Annotated in this window: 18 protein-coding genes; 8 read left to right on the top strand and 10 right to left on the bottom strand. The window is 62.8% G+C overall.

The features are described from left to right. The 6 genes from nirB to Q0V31_RS05750 all read left to right on the top strand — a co-directional run bounded on the left by nirB (position 1) and on the right by Q0V31_RS05750 (position 6,607). Entirely contained in the window at positions 1–2,574 is a 2,574-nt protein-coding gene (gene nirB / locus Q0V31_RS05775; RefSeq protein ID WP_298185506.1) for a nitrite reductase large subunit NirB, read from the top strand. Continuing rightward, positions 2,574–2,948 carry a nitrite reductase small subunit NirD gene (gene nirD, locus Q0V31_RS05770; RefSeq protein ID WP_298185504.1) on the top strand — a complete coding sequence of 125 codons (375 nt, stop codon included), beginning with the start codon at positions 2,574–2,576 and terminating at the stop codon, positions 2,946–2,948. Before nirB ends, nirD begins: the two co-directional genes overlap by 1 nt. 153 nt (positions 2,949–3,101) lie before the next feature. Next, positions 3,102–3,860 carry a molybdate ABC transporter substrate-binding protein gene (gene modA / locus Q0V31_RS05765; protein WP_298185501.1) on the top strand — a complete coding sequence of 253 codons (759 nt, stop codon included), beginning with the start codon at positions 3,102–3,104 and terminating at the stop codon, positions 3,858–3,860. A gap of 12 nt (positions 3,861–3,872) precedes the next feature. Beyond that, positions 3,873–4,553 carry a molybdate ABC transporter permease subunit gene (gene modB, locus Q0V31_RS05760; protein WP_298185499.1) on the top strand — a complete coding sequence of 227 codons (681 nt, stop codon included), beginning with the start codon at positions 3,873–3,875 and terminating at the stop codon, positions 4,551–4,553. After that, the gene (gene modC / locus Q0V31_RS05755) at positions 4,550–5,692 is read left to right on the top strand and encodes a molybdenum ABC transporter ATP-binding protein (protein WP_298185496.1); all 1,143 of its coding nucleotides are present in this window, start codon (positions 4,550–4,552) and stop codon (positions 5,690–5,692) included. The genes modB and modC overlap by 4 nt, the downstream gene beginning before the upstream one ends. Before the next feature lie 171 nt (positions 5,693–5,863). Then, entirely contained in the window at positions 5,864–6,607 is a 744-nt protein-coding gene (locus tag Q0V31_RS05750; protein ID WP_298185493.1) for a hypothetical protein, read from the top strand. A gap of 30 nt (positions 6,608–6,637) precedes the next feature. On the opposite strand, the gene Q0V31_RS05745 is transcribed toward Q0V31_RS05750, so the two are convergent. Next, a complete protein-coding gene (locus Q0V31_RS05745) occupies positions 6,638–7,162 on the bottom strand; it encodes an Mpo1-like protein (RefSeq protein ID WP_298185491.1) in 525 nt (174 codons plus the stop codon). Between the two features lie 89 nt (positions 7,163–7,251). Here Q0V31_RS05745 and Q0V31_RS05740 point away from each other — a divergent pair, with 89 nt between their 5' ends. Then, the gene (locus Q0V31_RS05740; RefSeq protein WP_298185487.1) at positions 7,252–7,935 is read left to right on the top strand and encodes a Crp/Fnr family transcriptional regulator; all 684 of its coding nucleotides are present in this window, start codon (positions 7,252–7,254) and stop codon (positions 7,933–7,935) included. A 69-nt stretch (positions 7,936–8,004) separates the two neighbouring features. Then, a complete protein-coding gene (locus Q0V31_RS05735) occupies positions 8,005–10,011 on the top strand; it encodes an alkaline phosphatase D family protein (RefSeq protein WP_298185484.1) in 2,007 nt (668 codons plus the stop codon). Here the strand turns inward: Q0V31_RS05735 and Q0V31_RS05730 are convergent. From Q0V31_RS05730 to Q0V31_RS05690, 9 genes are all read right to left on the bottom strand, one after another. Next, a complete protein-coding gene (locus Q0V31_RS05730; RefSeq protein WP_298185481.1) occupies positions 10,008–11,321 on the bottom strand; it encodes an FAD-binding oxidoreductase in 1,314 nt (437 codons plus the stop codon). The genes Q0V31_RS05735 and Q0V31_RS05730 overlap by 4 nt on opposite strands. Before the next feature lie 448 nt (positions 11,322–11,769). Beyond that, complete coding sequence (locus tag Q0V31_RS05725) at positions 11,770–12,426, bottom strand: cupin domain-containing protein (protein WP_298185478.1); 657 nt, start codon at positions 12,424–12,426, stop codon at positions 11,770–11,772. A gap of 77 nt (positions 12,427–12,503) precedes the next feature. Then, complete coding sequence (locus Q0V31_RS05720) at positions 12,504–13,193, bottom strand: type 1 glutamine amidotransferase domain-containing protein (RefSeq protein WP_298185475.1); 690 nt, start codon at positions 13,191–13,193, stop codon at positions 12,504–12,506. 212 nt (positions 13,194–13,405) lie between these two features. Then, a complete protein-coding gene (locus tag Q0V31_RS05715; protein ID WP_298185472.1) occupies positions 13,406–14,977 on the bottom strand; it encodes a methyl-accepting chemotaxis protein in 1,572 nt (523 codons plus the stop codon). A 294-nt stretch (positions 14,978–15,271) separates the two neighbouring features. Beyond that, positions 15,272–16,345, bottom strand: coding sequence for an FAD-dependent oxidoreductase (locus Q0V31_RS05710; protein ID WP_298185469.1), 1,074 nt, complete (start codon positions 16,343–16,345; stop codon positions 15,272–15,274). Positions 16,346–16,404: 59 nt separating this feature from the next. Beyond that, positions 16,405–17,115, bottom strand: coding sequence for a DUF3047 domain-containing protein (locus Q0V31_RS05705; protein ID WP_298185467.1), 711 nt, complete (start codon positions 17,113–17,115; stop codon positions 16,405–16,407). Continuing rightward, on the bottom strand, positions 17,115–19,256 hold the full coding sequence (locus tag Q0V31_RS05700) for an FAD-dependent oxidoreductase (protein ID WP_298185464.1): 2,142 nt from the start codon (positions 19,254–19,256) through the stop codon (positions 17,115–17,117). Before Q0V31_RS05700 ends, Q0V31_RS05705 begins: the two co-directional genes overlap by 1 nt. Then, positions 19,256–20,218, bottom strand: coding sequence for a hypothetical protein (locus tag Q0V31_RS05695; protein WP_298185462.1), 963 nt, complete (start codon positions 20,216–20,218; stop codon positions 19,256–19,258). Before Q0V31_RS05695 ends, Q0V31_RS05700 begins: the two co-directional genes overlap by 1 nt. Further along, on the bottom strand, positions 20,218–21,603 hold the full coding sequence (locus Q0V31_RS05690) for a sodium:solute symporter (RefSeq protein WP_298185459.1): 1,386 nt from the start codon (positions 21,601–21,603) through the stop codon (positions 20,218–20,220). The genes Q0V31_RS05695 and Q0V31_RS05690 overlap by 1 nt, the downstream gene beginning before the upstream one ends. Positions 21,604–21,606: the final 3 nt, after the last annotated feature.

The raw sequence follows: 21,606 nt of genomic DNA, 5'->3' as shown, positions 1-21,606 counted from the left end.
ATGAACAGCACAGAGACCTCCACTGACCAGCAACGGCTGATCATCATTGGCAACGGTATGGTTGGCCATCATTGCGTCGAACAACTGATCGAGCGTGGCGCGCTGGCGCAGTACCGCGTGGATGTATTCAGCGAAGAGCCCCTGCGTGCTTACGACCGTGTGCATCTGTCCGAGTACTTCACCGGGCGTGATGCCGAGTCGCTGGCGTTGAGCGCCGCCGAGTTGTATCAGCAGCCGGGCGTAACCCTGCATCTGGGCGCAGCCGTGCTGGAGATCGACCGCGAGCGCCGTGAAGTGCTCACCGCCGAGGGCCGCTTCGCCTACGACCAACTGGTTCTGGCCACCGGCTCTTACCCCTTCGTACCGCCGATCGAGGGCGCGGCCGGTGATTCGCGTCTGGTCTACCGCACCCTGGCCGACCTCGACACCATTCAGGCCGCCGCGAATAACGCGCGCCGTGGTGTGGTGGTCGGCGGCGGTTTGCTCGGCTTGGAAGCGGCCAACGCACTGAAATCGCTGGGCCTGGAAGCCCATGTGGTGGAGTTCGCCCCACGCCTGATGCCGGTGCAGTTGGACGATCACGGCGGTCTGGCGCTGAAGGCGCAGATCGAAGCGCTGGGCGTCAGCGTGCACCTGTCGCGCGCCACGCAGTCGATCACTGCCGGCAGCGAGTACCGCTACCGGATGAACTTCGCCGCTGACGCTGAGGGTAAACACGAGTTCCTGGAAACCGACCTGATCGTGTTTTCCGCCGGCATCCGCCCGCAGGACGCCATCGCCAAGCAGTGTGGCCTGGAGCTCGGCCCGCGTGGCGGTGTGGCCATCGATAGCCAGTGCCGCACCAGTGACCCCGCCATCTTCGCCATCGGTGAATGCGCGGCGTGGAACGGCGGCATCTTCGGCTTGGTTGCGCCGGGCTACCAGATGGCCCGCAGCGTCGCCACGCAACTCAGCGGTGAGGACAGCGAGCCGTTTATGGGCGCGGACATGTCGACCAAACTCAAGCTGCTCGGCGTCGACGTCGGCTCCATCGGTGACGCCCATGGCGCCATCGCCGGCTCGCGCAGCTACCGTTTTATCGATGAAGCCAACGCCAGCTATCGCCGTCTGGTGGTCTCCGCCGACGGCAAACAGGCCATCGGCGCCGTGCTGGTGGGCGACAACAGCTACTACGACAGCTTGTTGCAGTACGTGCAGAACGGCATTCAGCTGCCGGCCGATCCGTCCTGCCTGATCCTCCCGCAAGGTGAAGGCGCGCCGACCCTGGGTGCCGATGCGTTGCCGGACACTGCGACCATCTGCTCCTGCCATAACGTCAGCAAGGGAGCGATCTGCTCAGCTATCGACGGCGGTTGCGGCGACCTCGCCGGCCTGAAAGCCTGCACCAAGGCCGCCACCGGTTGCGGTGGTTGCTCGGCGTTGCTCAAGCAAGTCTTCGAGCACGAGTTGACCGCCCGCGGCGTGGTCGTAGACAAGAGCCTGTGCGAGCACTTCGCCTACACCCGTCAGGAGCTGTACGGCATCGTGCGGGTGGAAGGCATCGAGAGTTTTGAGGCGCTGCTGGCCAAGCATGGTCGCGGTCATGTTGGCTGCGACATTTGCAAGCCGGCGGTGGGTTCGATCCTCGCCTCGTGCTGGAACCGCTCAATCAGCGACCCGTTGCTGGTGCCACTGCAGGACACCAACGACACCTTTATGGCCAACATGCAGAAGAACGGCACCTACTCGGTGGTGCCGCGTATTCCCGGTGGCGAGGTGACCCCGGACGGGCTGATTGCCATCGGTGCGGTGGCGAAGAAATATGACCTCTACACCAAGATCACTGGCGGCCAGCGCATCGACCTGTTTGGCGCGCAGCTGCACGAGCTGCCTGACATCTGGGCCGAGCTGATTGCCGCCGGCTTTGAAACTGGCCACGCCTACGGCAAATCGCTGCGTACAGTGAAGAGCTGCGTCGGTAGCACCTGGTGCCGTTATGGCGTGCAAGACAGCGTGGCCATGGCGCTGCTGTTGGAGAACCGCTACAAGGGCCTGCGCTCGCCGCACAAGATCAAGTTCGCGGTCAGCGGTTGCACCCGCGAATGCGCCGAGGCGCAGAGCAAAGACGTTGGCGTGATCGCCACCGAGAACGGCTGGAATCTGTATGTCAGCGGTAACGGCGGTATGCGCCCACGGCATGCAGAGCTGTTCGCCACCGACCTCGATGACGCCACGCTGGTGCGCTATATCGACCGCTTCCTGATGTTCTACGTGCGCACCGCCGACCGTTTGCAACGCACCTCGGTGTGGCGCGAGTCGCTGGAAGGCGGCCTGGATTACCTCAAGGCGGTGATTATCGATGACAGCCTGAATCTCGCCAGTGAGCTGGAAGCGCAGATGCAGTTGGTGGTCGATCGCTACGAGTGTGAATGGGCTAACGCCCTGCAAGACCCGGAGAAGCTCAAGCGTTTCCGCACCTTTGTGAATGACAAGCGCGGCGATCCGGATATCCAGTTTGTCGATGAGCGCGGTCAGCGCCGGCCGCTGCGAGCCGATGAACAGTCACTTATCCCCGTCTTCGAGGAGGTCGTCTGATGAGCCAGTCGAATGCAGCAGTAATTGGGGCAGCAGACCTGCAATGGCGCACCGTGTGTAGCCGTGCCGACCTGGTGGCCAACTCCGGTGTTGTAGCCTGGGTCGACGGTGCGCAAGTGGCGCTGTTCTATCTGCCCAACGAGGCGAGCGACAAGCAACTGTTCGCCCTTGATAACCGCGATCCGCTGTCCGGTGCCAACGTGATCGGGCGCGGCATCATCGGCCACCTCGCCGGTGATCTGGTGATTGCCGCGCCGTTGTACAAGCAGCATTTCCGCCTGCAGGACGGCAGCTGCCTGGAGTATCCGCAGCAGCAACTGCGCACCTGGCCGGTGCGCCTGCAGGGCGAGCGGGTGGAAATCGGTCTGAGCTAAGGCGTTTCGGCGGCGGTGCGAAGGCGCGGCCGCCGATCTTTTCGGCCTGGTTAACGGTGAGCCAGCAATGTATTGATGCCGCGGTCTTAGTACGGGTGTGCGTGACAGTGTATAAAGCGCTATATATCCCTGAACATAACGGATCGACATTGTATGGAACGTCGTCTATCAACCGTGCTGCTGGCGCTGCTCACTGGCGGACTGTGGAGCAATCACGCCTTGGCCGGGCAGGTACAGGTGGCGGTGGCCGCCAACTTCACCGCGCCGTTGCAGGCGATTGCTGCCGAGTTTGAACGGGATAGCGGACACCACGTGCTTGCCTCGTTTGGTGCCACTGGTCAGCTGTACGCGCAGATTGTGCATGGCGCGCCGTTTGAGGTGTTCCTCAGTGCCGATGCCAGCACCCCGGCCAAGCTGGACAGCGAGGGTTTGGGCGTCAGCGGTACGCGCTTCACCTATGCGGTCGGCAGTCTGGTGCTGTGGTCAGCCGCCCCGGGTTATCTCGACGGCAGCCCGGCTGTGCTCAAGGCCAATCAGTACCAGCATCTGGCCATGGCTAACCCCAAGGCTGCGCCCTATGGCCTGGCCGCCAGCGAAGTGCTGGAAAAACTGGGCCTGAGCGCGGTGGTTAAGGACAAACTGGTCGAGGGGCAGAGCATCACCCAGACCCACCAATTTATTGCCACGGGTAACGCCGAGCTGGGCTTTGTCGCCCTGTCGCAGGTGTACCAAGACGGCCAGCTCAGCAGCGGTTCGGCCTGGCGGGTGCCGGCCGAGCTGCACACGCCGATCAAGCAGGATGGGTTGCTTCTCAAGACGGGTGAACACAACCCTGCGGCGGCGGCCTTTACCGCGTACCTGAAAGGCGCGAAAGCGGCCGCGATTATCAAGTCTTACGGCTACCAGCTTTAACGAGATGTTCTGATGCCACTGACGCATGCTGATGTTGCTGCCGTTCTGCTGACCCTGGAGTTGGCCGCGCTGACCACCGTGGTGCTGCTGCTGCTCGGTACGCCGATTGCCTGGTGGCTGGCGCGCACTGACTCGCGCTGGAAGCAGCCGATAGGCGCGGTGGTGGCCCTGCCGCTGGTGCTGCCGCCGACGGTGATTGGTTTTTACCTGCTGGTGAGCATGGGCCCGCATGGTGTTATCGGTCAGCTGACGCAGAGTCTCGGCCTGGGCACCTTGACCTTTACCTTCAGCGGCCTGGTGATCGGCTCGGTGTTTTATTCCCTGCCCTTTGTTGTGCAGCCGCTGCAAAACGCCTTCGAGGCCATTGGCCGTGGCCCGCTGGAGGCGGCGGCCACCTTGCGGGCTGGGCCGTGGGATGCGTTTTTTACGGTGGTGCTGCCGTTGGCCAAGCCGGGTTTTGTCACCGCCGCAGTGCTCGGTTTTGCCCATACCGTCGGTGAGTTCGGCGTGGTGCTGATGATCGGCGGCAATATCCCCGGCAAGACCCAGGTGGCCTCCGTGCAGATCTACAACCATGTCGAAACCATGCAGTACGCCCAAGCCCACTGGCTGGCCGGCGGCATGCTGCTGTTCTCCTTTATCGTGTTGCTGGCGTTGTATTCCGGGCGCAGCAGCAAGCGGATTTGGCAATGATCTGGCCACTGCAGCGCCGCCCGGCGGCTATTCGTACGGTCGCAGGGCTGGGTGAAATCCAGGCGCGGTTCAAGGTTGAGCACCCCGGCTTCAGCCTGGATGTCGACTTGCACCTGCCCGGTCGTGGCGTCAGCGCGTTGTTCGGCCATTCCGGTTCGGGCAAAACCAGCTGCCTGCGCTGTTTCGCCGGCTTGGATCGACCCACCGAGGGCTACCTGCAGGTCAATGGTGAGCTGTGGCAGGACAGTCAGCGTGGCATCTTCGTGCCGGCGCACCAGCGGGCCGTGGGTTACGTGTTTCAGCATGCCAACCTGTTTAGCCACCTGTCGGTGCAGCGCAATCTGGACTACGGGTTGAAGCGCATTCCAATCGGCCAGCGGCGCATTGCCCTGGAACAGGCGGTTGACCTGCTGGGGATTGGCCATCTGCTGCAGCGTCTACCGGGCAAGCTCTCTGGCGGTGAACAGCAGCGCGTCGGCATTGCCCGCGCGTTGCTGACCAGCCCACGGTTACTGCTGCTGGACGAGCCGCTGGCCTCGCTTGATCTCAAGCGCAAACAGGAAGTACTTCCCTATCTGGAGCGGCTGCATGGCGAGCTGCAGATTCCAATTATTTACGTCAGCCATTCGCCGGATGAAGTCGCGCGCCTGGCCGAGCATCTGGTGTTGCTCGAAGAGGGTAGCGCCAGTGCCAGCGGCCCGCTCAAGGAAACCCTGCTGCGCGCCGATCTGCCATTTGTCTTCGAGGACGACGCCGAAGCGGTGGTGGATGCGCAGGTCATGGCGCATGACGCGGCTTACGGTTTGCTCGCGGTGCAGCTAGCCGGCAGCCGCATCAGCTTGCAGTTGCCGCATGGGCCGCTGCCGTTGGACGCGTCGGTGCGGGTCAAGATCAAGGCGCGGGATATCAGCCTGAGTCTGCAACAGGCGCAAGACAGCAGCGTGCTCAACCTGCTGCCCGCGCGGGTGCTCGATTGGATCAACGTGGCCGAGCAGGCGCATGTGCTGGTGCGGTTGCAAGTGGGTGGCGAGCAACTGATGGCGCGCATCACCCGCTACTCCTTCGACCGCCTGGATATTCAGCCTGGCCAGCAACTCTGGGCGCAGATCAAATCGGTGTCACTGCTAAGCGCCAGTTGAGGGGCTGTCAGCGTGCAGACGCGGCATTACTCGGCTGAACGGCGCATTTTTCCGACGAAATCACTCTTTAGGCTGCTTTTATCGCGTATTCAGTGCAGTACCCTGTGGCGCGCAAATGTACCCGCTGATTCGTTTAGCACTGCTCACAAAAATAATAAGGAGCACCCTCGTATGCGTTCCACCATGCTGTCTCGCTGGCTATTGCTGGCACTTATCGGGCTGTTTTCCGGCCTCTCGCCGTTGACCTTTGCTCAAGCCGTTACCCCTCAGGAACAGGTGCAGGTGCAGGCCAGCCGGGTTACCAGCAGCCTCATGCTGTTACGCGGCGAGGGTTTCCAAAAGAAACACCAAGACGCCCTGGAAGCTGACCTGCAAGCCCTGGCGGCCGCGGTGCAAAGCCTGCCGCAAAGTAGCGATGCCTTGCGCAGTGCACACCAGGAGTTGGTGGTGCAGGTGCGCCGTGGCGTGGCCTTTGGCCCGAACGAAGAAGACATGCCCTGGCGCTACCCGGAAGACCTCAGCAAAGCCTTGCTCGGGGTACTGGAGCAAACCCGTACGTTCTCGGCGGCGGGCGACAATGAACTGTCGGCCAAGCTCGAATATCTCTCCGTGCAGTACCTCAGCCGTTCCTACTTCGGCAACTTCGAGATCGCCCGCGAGCAGACCGATACCTACCTCGGTCAGGACGAACGCAAGATCGTGCCCTCGGTTGATCAACAACTGGCCGCACTCAACGTCAAGAACGACCCGCAGATCAGCAAGCTGAAAACCCGCTGGGATTATCTCAAGGCCGCGCTGGTCGACCTCAACAGCCAGAGCAGCGCCCTGCAGAGTGCCTCGGGCCGGCCGTTTGCGCCGATCACCGTGTATCGCCACACCCGTTCATTGACCAATCAGTGGATGGCGATGTATTGAGCTGAGCCGCCGCTGGCGGCTCAGTAATTATCAGGTGCGGGCTGGCTTTGCGTGGATGCAGGTCGGCCCGGCACGTTCGACGATGGCCTGCTCAAGCGCCTTGCGCAGGCCTAGCAGGAAGGCGGCTTCGGCGACGACGAACAGCGGGCCGATCACCAAACCCATCACATCATCGACGAAGGCCGGCTTGCGGCCTTCGTAATAATGCCCCACAAACTGAATTATCCAGCCGAGCACAAACAGGCCAATGCCGCTGCTCAACCAGATGGTTGTCGACTGCAGCGCCAGGTTTGCCGCCGCCCACAGGCAGAGCCCTAACAGCAATGCCATCAACAGGCCGAAGCGCAGGTCTAGGCGCAGGTAGAATGCGCCCGCTGCCAGGGCCACTAACACGGCCGGGGATAGCCACAGGCCGAGCACCTCGAAACCCGGGCGCGCGAGCAACACCGCCACCGCCAGAACGATCAGAGGAATGCCGATAAAGTGGCTGAGAATATTGCGTGGATCGCGGTGATACGCCGCGTATTGAGCCAGATGGTCGACCAGGGTTTTCATGCTTATGTTCCTCACGCAAGACAGGTGCCCAGCATGAACCCGGGACCACGCGGCGCTCTGTCAGTTAGCCGACAAACCGAGGGTCAGCGATGAACGCCGCCCACAGCTATCAGACCCGCTTGCGCCAGGGTCATTGGTTCAACGCCCTGCCTACCGGGTTGCAAGACACCCTGCTCGCGGCTGCTCAGGTGCAGCAGTTGGCGGCGGGACAAGTGTTGTTTCGTCGCGGCGATCCGCCTTGCGGTTTGTATGCGGTGGTTGCCGGGGGTATGCGCATTGGCGCGGTCAACGCCGCCGGCAAGGAAGCGCTGCTGACCCTGGTCGAGCCGCCCTACTGGTTCGGCGAGATTTCCCTGTTCGACGGCCAGCCGCGCACCCACGATGCCTTTGCCGAAGGTGCCACCACCCTGCTACTGGTACCGCAGGCGCCGTTGCTGGCGCTGCTCGAGCAACAACCGCAGTACTGGCGCGACTTCGCCCTGCTGATGAGCCAGAAACTGCGCCTGGCGTTTATTGCCCTGGAAGAAATGAGCCTGCTGCCGGCGGCCCCGCGCCTGGCCCGGCGGCTGCTGCTGATGGCCGAAAATTACGGCGAAGGTGAGCCGCGCCGGGTCATTCATTTGCCTCAGGAGCAGCTGGCGCTGATGCTGTCGATCTCCCGGCAGACCACCAACCAGATCCTCAAGGAACTGCAAGGCCAGGGCATTGTGCGGCTGACCTATGGCGAGATTGAAATCCTCGATCTGCCGGGGCTGCGCCAGGCCGCACAATGAGCTAAACAGACTTGGCCGGCTGCAAAGACTGAACCTGTGGCGCAAAATGGCGTTCTATTGCCCTTGCGCATGTCACCTGAGCCCAATGCCCTGATGCCGATACCCACCGCTGCTGTCCATGATGACCTCCCCCTGGTGCTGGCCGGTCCGCTGCTGCGGCGCATGCAGCCGCAGTGCCTGGTGCTCTGGTTGGTCGGCAGTCGGCCGCTGAGCCTAAGTCTGCAGCTGGCCCATGGCGACGCTGCAGCGCCGCAGCGCTATCCGCTGCAGGGCGACAGCTGTCAGGTTGTCCAGATCGGTGAGCATGCCTTTATCCACCTGATCGAACTTGCCTTGGATACGCCGCTGCCCTGCGATGTGCAGATCGACTATGACCTGTTGATCGAGCAACCCGATCAGGCGGCGCAGGGCATTGCCGAGTGGGCACCGCACTTGTTGTATGACGGTGTGGCGCAGCCTAACTTCGTCCTGCGTGAACGGCTTGACCACCTGCTTCACGGTTCCTGCCGCAAGCCGCATCATCCCTCGGCCGATGGCCTGCTCTGCGCCGACCGGCTGTTGGCCGAAGCGCACGCCCCTGAACAGCGGCCGGCGTTGCTGCTGATGAGCGGCGACCAGGTGTACGCCGATGATGTCAGCGGGCCGATGTTGCGCGCGATTCATCAGGTTATCGCCCGCCTCGGGCTGTTCGGTGAGCACCTGGAGGGCGCGGTGGTCGATGACAGCACGGCGCTGTATGAGCACCCGGCCAGCTACTACCAGCGTGCCGAATTGCTGCCGGAACTGAAAAGCAACGAAACCCTGCGCGAACGTTTCTTTGGCGGGGTGGAAAAACCGATATTCACCACCAGCAGCGCCGACAACCACCTGGTGACCTGCGCCGAAGTGCTGGCCATGTACCTGCTGGTCTGGTCACCTGTGCCCTGGACCTTGCTGGATGCCGAGATGCCGGCGTTGAGTGACGACGAAGTGCCGCGCTATCAGGCCGAGCGTGAGCACATCGAAGCGTTTCGCGGCGGCCTGGCGCAGGTTGCCCGGGCCCTCGCCCACCTGCCCACGTTGATGATCTTCGATGACCACGACGTCACCGATGACTGGAACCTCTCTGCGCAGTGGGAGCAGACGGCCTATGGTCATCCGTTTTCCAAGCGCATTCTCGGCAATGCGCTGATTGCCTACCTGCTGTGCCAAGGTTGGGGCAATAACCCGCAGGTGTTCGCCAAGCCGTTGCAGGCTGTCCAGGCCATGACGGCGGAGCGTGATGCGGACAACCATATGCACAGCCAGCAGCAGGATGCGTTGATCGACACGCTACTCGGCTTTCACCAGTGGCATTTCGTCTTGCCGACCAGCCCGACACTGGTGGTGCTGGATACCCGTACCCGGCGCTGGCGCAGTGAACGCAAGCGCAAGCGCCCCTCTGGCCTGATGGACTGGGAAGCACTCTGCGAATTTCAGCAGGCACTGCTGGATCAGCCGTCAGCGATCATCGTTTCGGCTGCGCCTATGTTCGGCGTCAAGCTGATCGAAAGCGTGCAGAAGGTGTTCAGCTGGGCGGGTCATCCGTTGATGGTCGATGCCGAGAACTGGATGGCCCACCGCGGCGCGGCGAAGGTGATGCTGAATATCTTCCGCCACTCGCGCACGCCGGGTAACTACGTGATCCTCTCCGGCGACGTGCATTACTCCTTCGTCTACAAGGTGCTGATTCGTCAGCGCAAGCAGGGGCCGCAGCTCTGGCAGATCACCAGCAGCGGTTTGAAAAACGATTTTCCGCAGCGCCTGCTCGACTGGTTCGACCGCCTCAACCGCTGGCTATACGCGCCCTGGTCACCGCTTAACTGGCTGACCAAGCGCCGGCGCATGCAGGTTACGCCGCGCATCCCCTCGCGCAGCAAAGCTGGCGAGCGGCTGTGGAATGGCGCGGGGCTGGGCCAGGTGTTCTTCAATGAGCAGGGCCAGCCGAGCGCGGTGTATCAACACAACGCCGATGGTTCGCCGGCAGTGGCCTTTGTTGATGAGCGCGATGAAGTCCCGGCTACCCAAGCCGCTCTGTCGTGTAATCGAGTGGACTAACGGAGTTTTTCCAGCATCTGGTAGTACCACATGCCTGCCGCCAGCATCGGGTTGCCGAACACATCACCGAGCGGCACCTTGATGTGTTTGCAGGCGGCGAAGGTGTCGTAGTGGCCCATCGTGCCGGTCAGGGCGTTGGCCATGATCTCGCCCATGATGTGGGTGGTGGCGATGCCGTGGCCGGAATAACCCTGGCAATACCAGACGTTGTCCGAGAGCTTGCCCAGCTGTGGGATGCGGTTGATCACGATGCCCATGGCGCAGCTCCACTGAAAATCAATGGCCACCCCCTTGAGCTGCGGGAAGGTCTGCTCGATGCCAGGGCGCAGCTCGGCGGCAATGTCGCGTGAATCGCGGCCGGAGTAGTTGCAGCCACCGCCGAACAGCAGGCGCTTGTCGGCGGTGAGGCGGTAGTAGTCGAGGACGAAACGGCAGTCGTACACGGCGAGGTCCTGCGGGTTGATCTGCTCGGCCAACTCCCCCAGCGGCTCGGTGGTGACGATGCCGCCCATGGCCGGGAAGATCATGCCCTTGAGCTTTTTTGGCTCCAGTTTGTGATAAACGTCGCCTGCCAACAGCACCTGCTTGGCGTTGATCCGCCCTTGCGCGGTGACCACCGCCGGCTTGGCCCCATGAACAATCTCCAGCACCTCGGAGTGCTCGAAAATCAACGCGCCCAAACTGGCGGCGGCGCGGGCTTCACCGATGCACAGATTCAGCGGGTGCAGGTGCATGTTGCGGGTGTTCTTCAGCGCGCCGTTGTACAGGTCGCTGGCCAGGTGGCTGCGCACGCCGTCACGGTCGAGCAAGGTCACGTCAGCGGCCATGCCTCGGCGCACGGCTTCGGCATGGGTGGCTTCCAATTCCTGCATATGCACCGGCTTCATCGCCGCGTGCAGGTGGCCGTGTTTGAGGTCGCACTGAATGCCGTACTTTTCCACCCGATCCTTGATGATCGCGTGGCCACGCCAGCGCAGGTGCCAGATAAAGTCCTCGACCTCCTCGCCCAACGTGTTGCGCATCTGTTTGCTCATGGCCGCATCGCCGGAGAGGCTGCCGGTGACCTGGCCGCCATTGCGCCCGGTGGCGCCCCAGCCAATTTTGTTGGCTTCGACTATGGCGACTTTGAGGCCGCGTTCGGCCAGCTCCACGGCGGATGCGACGCCGGTAAAGCCGCCGCCGATGATCACCACATCGACGCTGACCTCACCCTGCAGGGTCGGGTAATCGGTTTCCTCATTGAGGCTGGCGCTGTAATAGGACGGGCAACGTTCGGCAGCGGGTATTACGGGCTGGGTGGCGGCATTCATAAGCAGCTTCCTGGGTACGGCTGGCAGGTGCTTGAGCGGACAGGGCTCAGCGTCGGCAATCAGAGGGCGGTGCGCCGCGCGTCCGGCGGGCGCGCGTGGCGGCAATGCCAGAGTGCCCAGAAGGCTAGGGTTTTTGGCAGCGTGGCGTTGCTCTGCTGCACGGCGCAATAGTGCCGTTTAGACAGCTGCGCGATGCAGGCGGGGGTGAGCGAAAAGGTGCTGGACGTACACATGGCCAGCAGATTCACACAGGCTAAAGCATGGGTTAAATCTGATTTTTCACATGCTTGGTTGTGGCATGGCTAAACAATCAAGGAGGTGTTCGATCGGTTTAACCATCACCTCGCCCGGCCAGCCGTCGTTCGGCATGCCGTGCGCAGGTTCGCGATTGCGCGCCTGCGGCGGGTGCCACTCAAGGCGGCATGACGGCCCACGCGTATCCGTGCTGTTAATCGCCCAAGTGCCCGGTTTTTACCCAGATCAGGCAGCCCTGTTCGCTGAACGGGGTGTGCTCTGACAGGTGTGGGCTGCGCAGCCAGCTGCCCGCTGGGTAATCACCGAACTCATCCTGAAAGGTGCCCTCCAGCACCAGAATCTCCTCGCCGCCCCAATGCCGATGGCGGCTGAAACGGGTGCCGGGCGCCCAACGTACCAGCGCCACATGCTCAGTGCCGTGCTGGTGCAGCGGTAGTACGCGCAGCCCAGGTACCAGGCCGGGCAGCCATTCGGCGTGGGTGCTGTCGATCACCACGTGCTGCTCATCGGCCGGGTCAAACTGCATAAGTTTGACGAAGATCGTGCAGCCGTCGCGGCTGAACGGCGCGTGCTGGCTGCCAATCGGGTTACGCACATAGGTGCCGGCGGGGTAGTCGCCGCGCTCATCGGAAAACACCCCTTCAAGCACCAGGAACTCCTCGCCGCCTGGATGCTGATGGGCGCTGAAATGCGAGTTTGCCGCATAACGCACGATTGAGGTCGCCCGTGCCACTTCCTCGCCAATCCGGTCGAGCATGCGCCGTTCCACCCCGGGCATGGGTGATGCCAGCCAGGGACTGTCGTCAGGGCGCACCAGCGCCCGTTGGCTGAAATCGGCGTTGAGTTGCATGGTCAAGGTTACCTCTGGCGGCGTTCAGGTGGCGTGGCGGCCTATTTACGGCAACGGCCGCCTGAGCGCCAGTGTGTTTAGCGTTTAGGGCTGTTCAGCAGTGTCATCAGCGCTTCGGCGGTGGCGTCCGAGGAGGCCGGGTTTTGCCCGGTGATCAACAGCCCGTCGACTTTTACATGGCTCTGCCAGTCGTTGACGCTGGAGTAGTGACCGCCGTTGACGATGAGCATGTCTTGCACCAAAAACGGCACCACCTCAGTCAGTTGCACCGCGGCTTCCTCGCTGTTGCTGAAGCCGGTGACCTTTTTGCCGCTGACCAGGGGCTGGCCGTTGGCCGCTTTGACATGACGCAACACGCCCGGCGCGTGGCATACCGCCGCCACTGGCTTGTTTTGCGCATGGAAGCGTTCGATCAGGGCGATGGAGTGGCGGTCTTCGGCCAAATCCCACAGTGGGCCGTGGCCACCTGGATAGAACACCGCGTCGAAATCATCGGCCTTTACTTGGCTCAGCGGCACCGTGTTGGCCAGCACTTGCTGCGCCGCAGGGTCTGCCTTGAAGCGCTCGGTGGCGGCGGTTTGGGCGTCTTTGGCGTCGCTACTCGGGTCGAGCGGTGGTTGACCGCCCTTAGGTGAGGCGAGGGTCAACTGCGCGCCGGCGTCCTTGAACAGGTAATAAGGCGAGGCGAACTCTTCCAGCCAGAAACCGGTCTTCTGCCCAGTGTCGCCGAGTTGGTCGTGGGAAGTCAGAACCAGCAAAATCTTCATAACTTGCTCCTTGTGGGCAAATGCTCATGAGTCGCGTGAGTGGCGTACAGCATAGGAGTCCTGCGGTGATTCGATAATTCAAAAATTTCCATTTTGACTATCGATCAAATGAATACCCCCCCGCCGATCTATACGCGGCGAGCGGTATTCATCAGTGCATCAGAAAGGCTGCGCTGCGGCAGCGCGTACAAAGCCGGTAGCTCTAAGGGTAACTATGCCTCTGGCTTATAACCCAGGCGCAACCCGCCCCAGTGGCGACCTTGCACCATGATGGGCACGGACAGGTCGTGCATCAGCTCACCGGTGTCGCGCATATAGGTCTGCAGCAACAGAGGTTGCTCATGGCTTCCACAGCGGATGCCGGTGCGGTCGTTAAACAGGCGTTTGCTGCGGCTTTTCAGGGTGTCCACCGCCCGATCCCCGCAGGACGGATGGTTGAAGGCGTTGTTGTGGGTCGGCACATAGCCTTCTGGGGTGCAGGCGATGGCGAACACTAGACCTTCGTGCTGACTCAGCAACGGCTCCTGAATGGCCGGCAGCACTTGGTCGGCATAACGGTCGAAGCGGGTGCTGTACTTGGCCGGGAAGCTGCCGGCAATAGGCTGGTAATGGCGGTCGAACAGGTCGCTTGCGCTGATGCGCCCTGCCTGCAGATCCGCTTCGAACTGCGCGGCAATCTGCGCCGCGGCGTGGCGGGCGAGATCAAAAATACGCTGGTGGTAGTCATCCAAACCGACGCCGGCGAGTTGTTCGCTGATGCTTTCTGCCAGACCGACCAAACGCCCGGCGGCGCTGCTGAGCTGGCGCGTCTGCCCTTCGCTGCCGTCGACATCGCTGCGCAATTGACCGACCGCCACCGACAGTTCAGCTAGGCGCTCGTGGTTGTGCCGGGTGCCACTGCCGATCTGCCCGACCTGGCTCTCAACCTCTTCGGCTAGGCTGGCGATGCCCTGCAATTGCTCGCCGGTTTGTTCGACCTGTGTTGCCGCCAGGGTCAGCTGCTCAGCTTGTTGCTGCATATGGCTGACCACCGCCGCACTTTGCTGGCGGATGTCGCTGATCATTTGCGTGACTTCCTCGGTGGCGCTGCTGGTGCGTCCGGCCAGGTTACGCACCTCGTCGGCGACCACGGCAAAACCACGGCCCATTTCGCCGGCACGGGCGGCCTCGATGGCGGCATTCAGCGCCAGCAGGTTGGTCTGGTTGGCTATTGATTGGATCACCTGGGTAACTTTTCCGATCTGTTCGGTGCGGTTGCTGAGGCCATCAATCAGTTCACGGCTGGTGCTGGTCTGCGCGCTGAGTTGCTGCATGGTGGTGATGGTTTCACGCAGTTGCTGTTGCCCGCTGTTGCTGCTCTGTCGCGCGCCCTGCGCTGCCAGCAGGGTCTGTTCGGCGCGCTGGGCGTTGTCGTGTTCAGTGTGGGTGATGGCGTCGGCGGCTTGGTTGATCTGTTCGGTGGCGCTCAGTTGCGACTGCAGTTTGCCGGCCAATTGCTGCGCAGCATGGGCCACCTCAGCGGCCGCCAGGGCGTTATGACAGGTCTGCCGTGACAGATTTTGACTGAGGCGGTTGAACGACTCGTCGTGGCTACTGGGGTGCGCGGGCTGCTCTTCATCCTGGCGCTGCCAGGGACCCAGCCAGGGCCACAGGGCCAACAGCAGAAAGGACGGAATGCTGATAAACCAAGGCAGTTGCATCTGCTGGTAGGCCGCCATCAACCCGGCCAAACCGATTGCGTGCAGCAGACAGGCCTTGGGGTAGGTAATAAAAGCAGAGCGCATGACAAACCTCATTATTTTTATTATGAGCCCAGCGGCAGAGGGTCGCTGTGGCGCGCCATTAAGCCCTGCGTAGGCCATGCTGGCGGACGCCTGAGTGCGTGCAGTTGGATAGGCTTGGCTAGGCAATCGGCTGTTGTCGGCGAATCTGTAGACCATGGCGGCTGATACACCCAGTGAGTAACCGTTAACGGGCGCCTGATTCGAGCAGCCCCGGGCGTATTCAGCTATGGCACTTTGGTCGCAGGCGGGTTAATTCCTTAGCCCTGCTTCTGGCCATGAGTTCGGTTAACGCCGCTAAAAACGATGGCGCTGGATAAAGCCCTTATCCAGCCAGTCCTTCCAGCGGCCGTAGCATTGGCCGCCGGCGCTGTAGCCGTGCCAATCCAGCAGCGCGCCACCATCGCCGGTGGCCAACAACGCCAGGCTCTGCCGTTGCGGGCGGTAGCGCTTGAGCGGCAGACCGCGCAGCGCGGCATTCAGATTGGCGGCGAGCACCGGGCCTTGGCGCACCGCGTAGACCCCGCTTTTGCGCGCTCCGGGCAGGCTGGCGCAGTCGCCCACGGCGAAAATGGTCGGATGGGTGTAGCTCTGTAGCGTTGGTGCAATCAACACAAAGCCGCGCTCATCGCAGCCCAGGCCGCTGTGTGCTGGCCAGGCAAACGCCTCGGCCCCGCTGGCCAGTAACAGCCGTTGACCGCGCCAGACCGGCGCATTACCGCTGAGCAGGCGGTCGTTGTCGATGCGGCTGATCGGGCAGTCTTCGCGGACTTCCACGGCGTGTTGGCGCAGATGGCCCAGCGCCCGCAGGCGTACCCCAGGCGACAAACCATCGAGCAGGTGGCCGGCGCAGAACAGCGACAACTGCGGCACCTTGTCGGCCAACGCCAGCGCCAACTCGACCCCCGCCGCACCGCCTCCGAGAATCGCCATGGGCTGGGGGGTGGCCTGCCATTGCTGCCAGCCGCGGATAAACCGATCGAAGGGTTTTACTGCCAGCAGCTGCATGGCCTCGCCTTGTTGCGGTGGTGCGCTGACTTGCGCGCCGACATTCAGCGATAGCCAGCTCGCATCTAAGGTGCGGCCATCAGCCAGCTGCACCTGCTGCTGGGCGGCGGAGAGGCTTTCTAGCGGGCTGATGAGCAGCTCGACCTTGGCCGCGCGACACAGCGTCTGCAGTTCCACCTGACAGTCTGCGGCGCTGTGCCGGCCGGCCAGCAGCCCCGGCAACATGCCGGAATACCAGGCCACCGGGCCAGGGCTTATCAGGCCAATACGCCCCGGTGGCCGCTCGACCAAGGCCCAGCGGCGCAAGACGCCGAGGTGGGCATGGCCAGCACCGATCAACAGCAGGTCATAGTGATTGCTCAAACGCGCGCATCCATGAGTCAAACGATGAGGGGCTATGGTACGGGCTGTGGCTGCACCTGTCAGGGCTTGCCGTGCAACAGCGGCTGGGCAAAGTAGCTGGTCAGTGACTCGCCGGTGTTGTCGCTGTCGGCGGCAAACACTACGCCGAGAATCTTGCGCGGCGCGCTGCCGAAAGCGGCGATGGCGTCAGCGCGTAGATCACGTGACTCCTCCAGCCACTCACCCAATGGCGCTTCCGGGCCGCGCAGCACGTGCATTTCCACCGTTTCGGTGTAGGCGCTGCGCGCATGCGTGCCGGGTGCTTTGCGGTTATCCCAAACGTAGCTCAAGGTCGCGGCCGGCAGATCGGGGTCGAAGAAGGTGCGTGCCAGGCGCAGCTTCTGCCGGGTGACGAAGCTCAGCGAGTCCAGCGGATAGTCGAGCAGCACATACACCCGCGCGGCGTAGTCGTCGCCTTCGCGGGTGGCGAAACGGGCCTTGTCCAGCTTTTGCTCAGTGCGCCACTGCCAGCTCAGTTGCCAGGCTTGCTCACCGGGCAAGCTCAAGGGATGCACCAGCCCGCCAGCGGCGGCATCGGCTTTGATTTGCAACACGCGCTGACCATCTAACTCGACCAGTGAACGCTCAGACGGCCTGAGCTTGGGAATGTCCGCCAGCTTCCACGGCGTCGACCATGCAGCAGCGGGCGGGCCGGCAGTCCAGGGCGTCAGCCGGTTCTCTGCCTGGGCCAAGGGGGCGGCGAGCAGCAGGCCCAGCACTAAGGCGCGCATCAGCTGCGCCGCCAAGTGTGGAAGCGCTCAACCAGCCGCAGCAACCCTTGCGGGGCATGCGCACGTTTCCACTCGCCGGCGGCGTACTTGTTCGCTTCACTCATGGTCGGGTAGCTGTGGATGGTGCCGAGAATCTTGTTCAGGCCCATGTTGTACTTCATCGCCAGCACGTATTCGGTGAGCAGTTCACCGGCGTGTTCGCCGACTATGGTCACCCCGAGAATGCGGTCCTTGCCGGGCTCGGTGAGCACCTGCACATAGCCATGGGCGGCTTCGTCGGCGATGGCGCGGTCGAGGTCATCAATGCCGTAGCGGGTGACTTCATAGGCGGTGTTTTGCGCCTGGGCTTCGTTCTCACTGAGGCCGACCCGCGCGACTTCCGGGTCGGTGAAGGTGCAGTGCGGAATCACCCGGTAATCGGCCTTAAAGCGTTTGAAGCCGGAAAACAGCGCGTTGACCGCCGCGTACCAAGCCTGGTGGGCGGACACATGGGTGAACTGATACGGCCCGGTGACATCGCCCACGGCATAGATATTGGGGTAGCGCGTGGCCAGGTAGTCGTCGGTTTCCAGGGTGCCGTTGTCGCGCACGCTCAGGCCCAGCTCTTCGGCGCCGTAGCCGCTGACATTGGCCTTGCGGCCGAGGGCCAGCAGCAGGCAGTCGAAGGCGATGGTCACCGGCTCGCCGGTGTCGAGGTTGCGGGCAATCATCCGGGTTTCGCCGTCGATCACCTCAAAGCGCTCGGCCTGATGGCGCAGGCGTAAGTCGACGCCATCGGCGCGCAGGCTGCTCATCACCGCCTCGCTGGCATTGGCGTCTTCGCGGGGCAGCAGACGAGCGCCGCGTTCTACTTGAATCACCTGGCTGCCGAGGCGCTGGAAGGCTTGCGACAGTTCGCAGCCGATCGGCCCGCCGCCCAGCACCAGCAGCCAGCGCGGTTGCTCACGCAGGGTCCAGATGCTGTCCGAGGTATAGGCACGCATTTGCTCGAGGCCGGGAATATCCGGCACGAACGGCCGTGCGCCGGCGGCGATGATCAGGCTGCGGCTGCTCAGGGTCTGGCCATTGACCTCGACCGTCCAGGGCGTGAGGATTTTTGCTTCACCTTGAATCACTTCGACGCCCAGGCCGGTGTAGCGCTCCACCGAGTCATGCGGCTCGATGTCGGCGATCACCCGCTGGATGCGCTGCATCACCGCCGGGAAATCCACCGTGCCCTGCACTCCGGTGAAGCCCAGGGCTTCGCCTTTCTTCAACTCATTGGCCAGCTTGGCCGAGCGCAGCAGCGCTTTAGAGGGCACGCACCCGGTATTGAGGCAGTCGCCGCCCATCTGGTGTTTTTCGATCAGGCTGACTTTGGCCTTCACCGCCGCCGCGATATACGAGCTGACCAGTCCGCCAGCACCGGCACCAATCACCACCAGGTTGCGGTCGAAGGTCTTGGGTTTGTCCCAGCCGGCGTAAACCCGGCGGGCCTTGATCAGGCCGAGCAGCTTGCGCGCGATCAGTGGGAACACCCCGAGCAGCACGAAGGCGCCGAGCAGGCCCGGCGAGAGGATGCCGCTCAGCGAGTCCAGCTGGCCCAGCTCACGTCCGGCATTCACATACACCAGGGTGCCCGGCAGCATGCCCAGCTGGCTGACCCACCAGTAGGTGCGCACCGGCAAGCGGGTCAGGCCCATGGCCAGATTGATCAAAAAGAACGGGAACAGCGGCACCAGGCGCAGGGCGAACAGGTAAAACGCGCCTTCGCGCTCGACCCCGGCATTGATGTTGGCCAGGCGCTGACCAAAGCGCACTTGTACCCAGTCACGCAGCAAAAAGCGGCTGCTGAGCATGGCCAGGGTGGCCCCGGCGGTGGAGGCGAACGACACCAGCACGAAGCCTTCCAGCAGGCCGAACAACGCACCGGCGAGCAGGGTCATCAACGCCGCACCGGGCAGCGACAGCGCGGTAACGGCCACATAGGCGACAAAGAACAGCCCCGCCGCCAGCCAGGGCTGGGCGCTGACCTGAGCGTTAAGTGCGTCCTGTTGGGTCTTCAGCGCATCGAGGTTGAGGTATTGGCCAATATCAAAAATAAAGAAGCTGCCCAGTAGGGCCAGAATCACGCCCATCAGGGCGAGTTTGCGACTGTTCATCAGTTCAGTGTCTCCAGGGCGCAGAGGCTTTGGCACAGGCTAAAACCGGCCAGCAGGGCTGCTTCGGGGCGGTCTGTGGTGTTGCCGAGAATGCGTGAGCGATAGGACTGCGCTGCCGCGCTATGGGCGGGCCACTGGCGGTCGAAGTCGGCGAGAAAGGCGTCGTGGTCGTAGTTCAGTGGCAGGGCTTCGATAAACAGCCCGTCACGTTGGCAGCGATACAGTGCCGCCGGGTGTGGCGTAGTGGCGACGCGGCTGATCAGGCCATAGCGGCCTCCGGCAAAATTGGGCATGCCGGCCGCGCCGTTATTGATCAGCGCGCCATGGCTTAGGTTCAACGCCACGGCGGCGCAGCTATGGCTGGTGGCCAATACGCGAATGTTTTGCCTGTGCAGCCAGGCATCCAGTTGCTGCTGCCGGGCGGCGTCAGCCATGGCTTCACGGGAACAAGCCCAGCCGGCCAGCGACTGCTCATCGCCATGGCTGATGGCCACGCGTTGGCCGCCAACACTGACCAGGGCGGTGCTGGGGCGTGCCGCCAGGCGCTCGGCCATGCCGGGCAAGACCTGTACGGTTTGGTTTAACTTCTGCTGGATGGTGTTGGAGCGCTCGACCACGGCGTCATCCACGCTCATCGGGTAGGCGCAGCCGCAGCCGGCACCGCTGTCATCGGCGCGGCCCAATTCGGTTTCGACATTGCCGCGCAGCGCCAGGTGTGGATTCACGCCCTGTTCGATCTGCTGGAATAACGCGGGCTCACGGTCAAACCAATGGGCATCACCGTTGAACACCACGCGCGCATTTGGTTCAGCCGCTAAACGTTTCTCCAGAGCGGCCAACGCCTGACGGTTGCCGTACAGGCCGCCGACTACATACAGCGTTTCGCAGTCGAATAGCGGTGAGCCGGCAAAGGCATCCCGCCCCAGGCGGTAGTCCAGCGGGCAGTCACGACCGGCACGCATCAGGCGGCTCCTCGCTGGTGAGTGTTAAACCAGCCGGGAATCAGATAGCCCAGTACACAGAGCCCCAGGCCATACAGGTTGGTGCCGAGCAGCAGGGCATATTTGCCGTCACCGATGGCCCAGCTCTGTGGAATCCAGCCCAGTGTCAGGGCCACGCCCAAGCCCAGGCCAGTCCAGAAACTTAGGTGGAAGCCCAGGCGGGTGGGCGTGGTCAAGCCATGCAGAATAAACACCGGGGACAGGCCGATGACCATGGTGCCGCTGATGGTGGTGGCCTTGAGGATATCGGTACCGGCAATCATCGGCAGGTTGCCGAGCAGGGCGAATACCACCATCACCGCCATGCCGACGCCGATGGCCTTCTGGCCTAGGTCGCGCCCGGCCAGCTTAGGCAGCTCGCGGCCGGCCAGCTTGGCCAGGCTGGAGAAGGTTGAGTCCAGCGTCGAACCAGCCGCGGAGACCATCACCACGGTCATCACCATCAACGCGCCGATGCCCATGGTCTTGGCCAGTGCAGCGGGGACGTTATCCGAGGCCGCTAAACCAGTGAGCTGTGCATGTACGCCGATCAGGCTGAACGCGAGAATGGCGATAAAGCCCAGTACGCCGGCAATCACGAAGGAGCGACGCATGGTTTTCTCTTCGCTGATAAAGCCGCGATCGGTCAATACCGGGTCATGGAAACCGTAGCTAAAGGCTTGCAGGCCGGCCACCAGCAGCAGGTCGACGCCGGCATTCAGCGCCCAGTGGCTGGTGCTGACCAACTCGCTTGGCGAATGCTGTGGCAATACCAAGCCGAGTACCCAAATTAGCGCGACGATAAAGATCGCCGCCTGCGCTGCATCGGTGAGGATCGAGCTGCGCAGACCGCCGCGCAGGCTGTAGGCCAAGGTCACGGCGGTAAACAACAGGGCCGCGCCAATAAATTCGAGGCTGCCGGCGTCACCGTAATAGCCGCCGACCACCGCCGTGTTGCTCCACACCTCGTTAAACAGGCGAATCAGGATGGCGGCGGAAAATGCCAACGCTGCGCCACGGCCGTAATGGCTGCTGAGAAAGCTCACCAGTCCGGTAGCCGCATAGCGGCGACGTAGGCGGTAGATGACAAAGCCGGTGAGCGGAATCGACAGCCAGTACATGGCGTAGGCCAAGCCGCCAATCAGGCCGTAACTGGCTCCCAAATTGGCAGCGTTAGTCACCGATTTGGCGAAGATCCAGCTGATAAAGATGCTTGAGGTCAGCAGCCAGGGCGCTGCGCTGCGACCTTGGCTGTCTTCACCATTAAAGAAGCCGCCGAGGGTCACGGCACGGGGCGACAGCGCCACCATCAGCACGCCGTAAACCAGCAGAAACCCCCAGAAAAACAGCCCGACAGTGCTGCTCATGTG

This window comes from uncultured Pseudomonas sp., from assembly GCF_943846705.1.
GTDB lineage: Bacteria > Pseudomonadota > Gammaproteobacteria > Pseudomonadales > Pseudomonadaceae > Aquipseudomonas.
Note: the sequence above shows the minus strand (reverse complement) of the source record. Positions and strands in the feature narration are given on the sequence as shown.

Excerpts from the sequence above, each read along its gene's own strand:
- nirB (WP_298185506.1), top strand. The coding sequence starts at position 1 with ATGAACAGCACAGAGACCTCCACTGACCAGCAACGGCTGATCATCATT.
- nirD (WP_298185504.1), top strand. The coding sequence starts at position 2,574 with ATGAGCCAGTCGAATGCAGCAGTAATTGGGGCAGCAGACCTGCAATGG.
- modA (WP_298185501.1), top strand. The coding sequence starts at position 3,102 with ATGGAACGTCGTCTATCAACCGTGCTGCTGGCGCTGCTCACTGGCGGA.
- modB (WP_298185499.1), top strand. The coding sequence starts at position 3,873 with ATGCCACTGACGCATGCTGATGTTGCTGCCGTTCTGCTGACCCTGGAG.
- modC (WP_298185496.1), top strand. The coding sequence starts at position 4,550 with ATGATCTGGCCACTGCAGCGCCGCCCGGCGGCTATTCGTACGGTCGCA.
- Q0V31_RS05750 (WP_298185493.1), top strand. The coding sequence starts at position 5,864 with ATGCGTTCCACCATGCTGTCTCGCTGGCTATTGCTGGCACTTATCGGG.
- Q0V31_RS05745 (WP_298185491.1), bottom strand. The coding sequence starts at position 7,162 with ATGAAAACCCTGGTCGACCATCTGGCTCAATACGCGGCGTATCACCGC.
- Q0V31_RS05740 (WP_298185487.1), top strand. The coding sequence starts at position 7,252 with ATGAACGCCGCCCACAGCTATCAGACCCGCTTGCGCCAGGGTCATTGG.
- Q0V31_RS05735 (WP_298185484.1), top strand. The coding sequence starts at position 8,005 with ATGTCACCTGAGCCCAATGCCCTGATGCCGATACCCACCGCTGCTGTC.
- Q0V31_RS05730 (WP_298185481.1), bottom strand. The coding sequence starts at position 11,321 with ATGAATGCCGCCACCCAGCCCGTAATACCCGCTGCCGAACGTTGCCCG.
- Q0V31_RS05725 (WP_298185478.1), bottom strand. The coding sequence starts at position 12,426 with ATGCAACTCAACGCCGATTTCAGCCAACGGGCGCTGGTGCGCCCTGAC.
- Q0V31_RS05720 (WP_298185475.1), bottom strand. The coding sequence starts at position 13,193 with ATGAAGATTTTGCTGGTTCTGACTTCCCACGACCAACTCGGCGACACT.
- Q0V31_RS05715 (WP_298185472.1), bottom strand. The coding sequence starts at position 14,977 with ATGCGCTCTGCTTTTATTACCTACCCCAAGGCCTGTCTGCTGCACGCA.
- Q0V31_RS05705 (WP_298185467.1), bottom strand. The coding sequence starts at position 17,115 with ATGCGCGCCTTAGTGCTGGGCCTGCTGCTCGCCGCCCCCTTGGCCCAG.
- Q0V31_RS05700 (WP_298185464.1), bottom strand. The coding sequence starts at position 19,256 with ATGAACAGTCGCAAACTCGCCCTGATGGGCGTGATTCTGGCCCTACTG.
- Q0V31_RS05695 (WP_298185462.1), bottom strand. The coding sequence starts at position 20,218 with ATGCGTGCCGGTCGTGACTGCCCGCTGGACTACCGCCTGGGGCGGGAT.
- Q0V31_RS05690 (WP_298185459.1), bottom strand. The coding sequence starts at position 21,603 with ATGAGCAGCACTGTCGGGCTGTTTTTCTGGGGGTTTCTGCTGGTTTAC.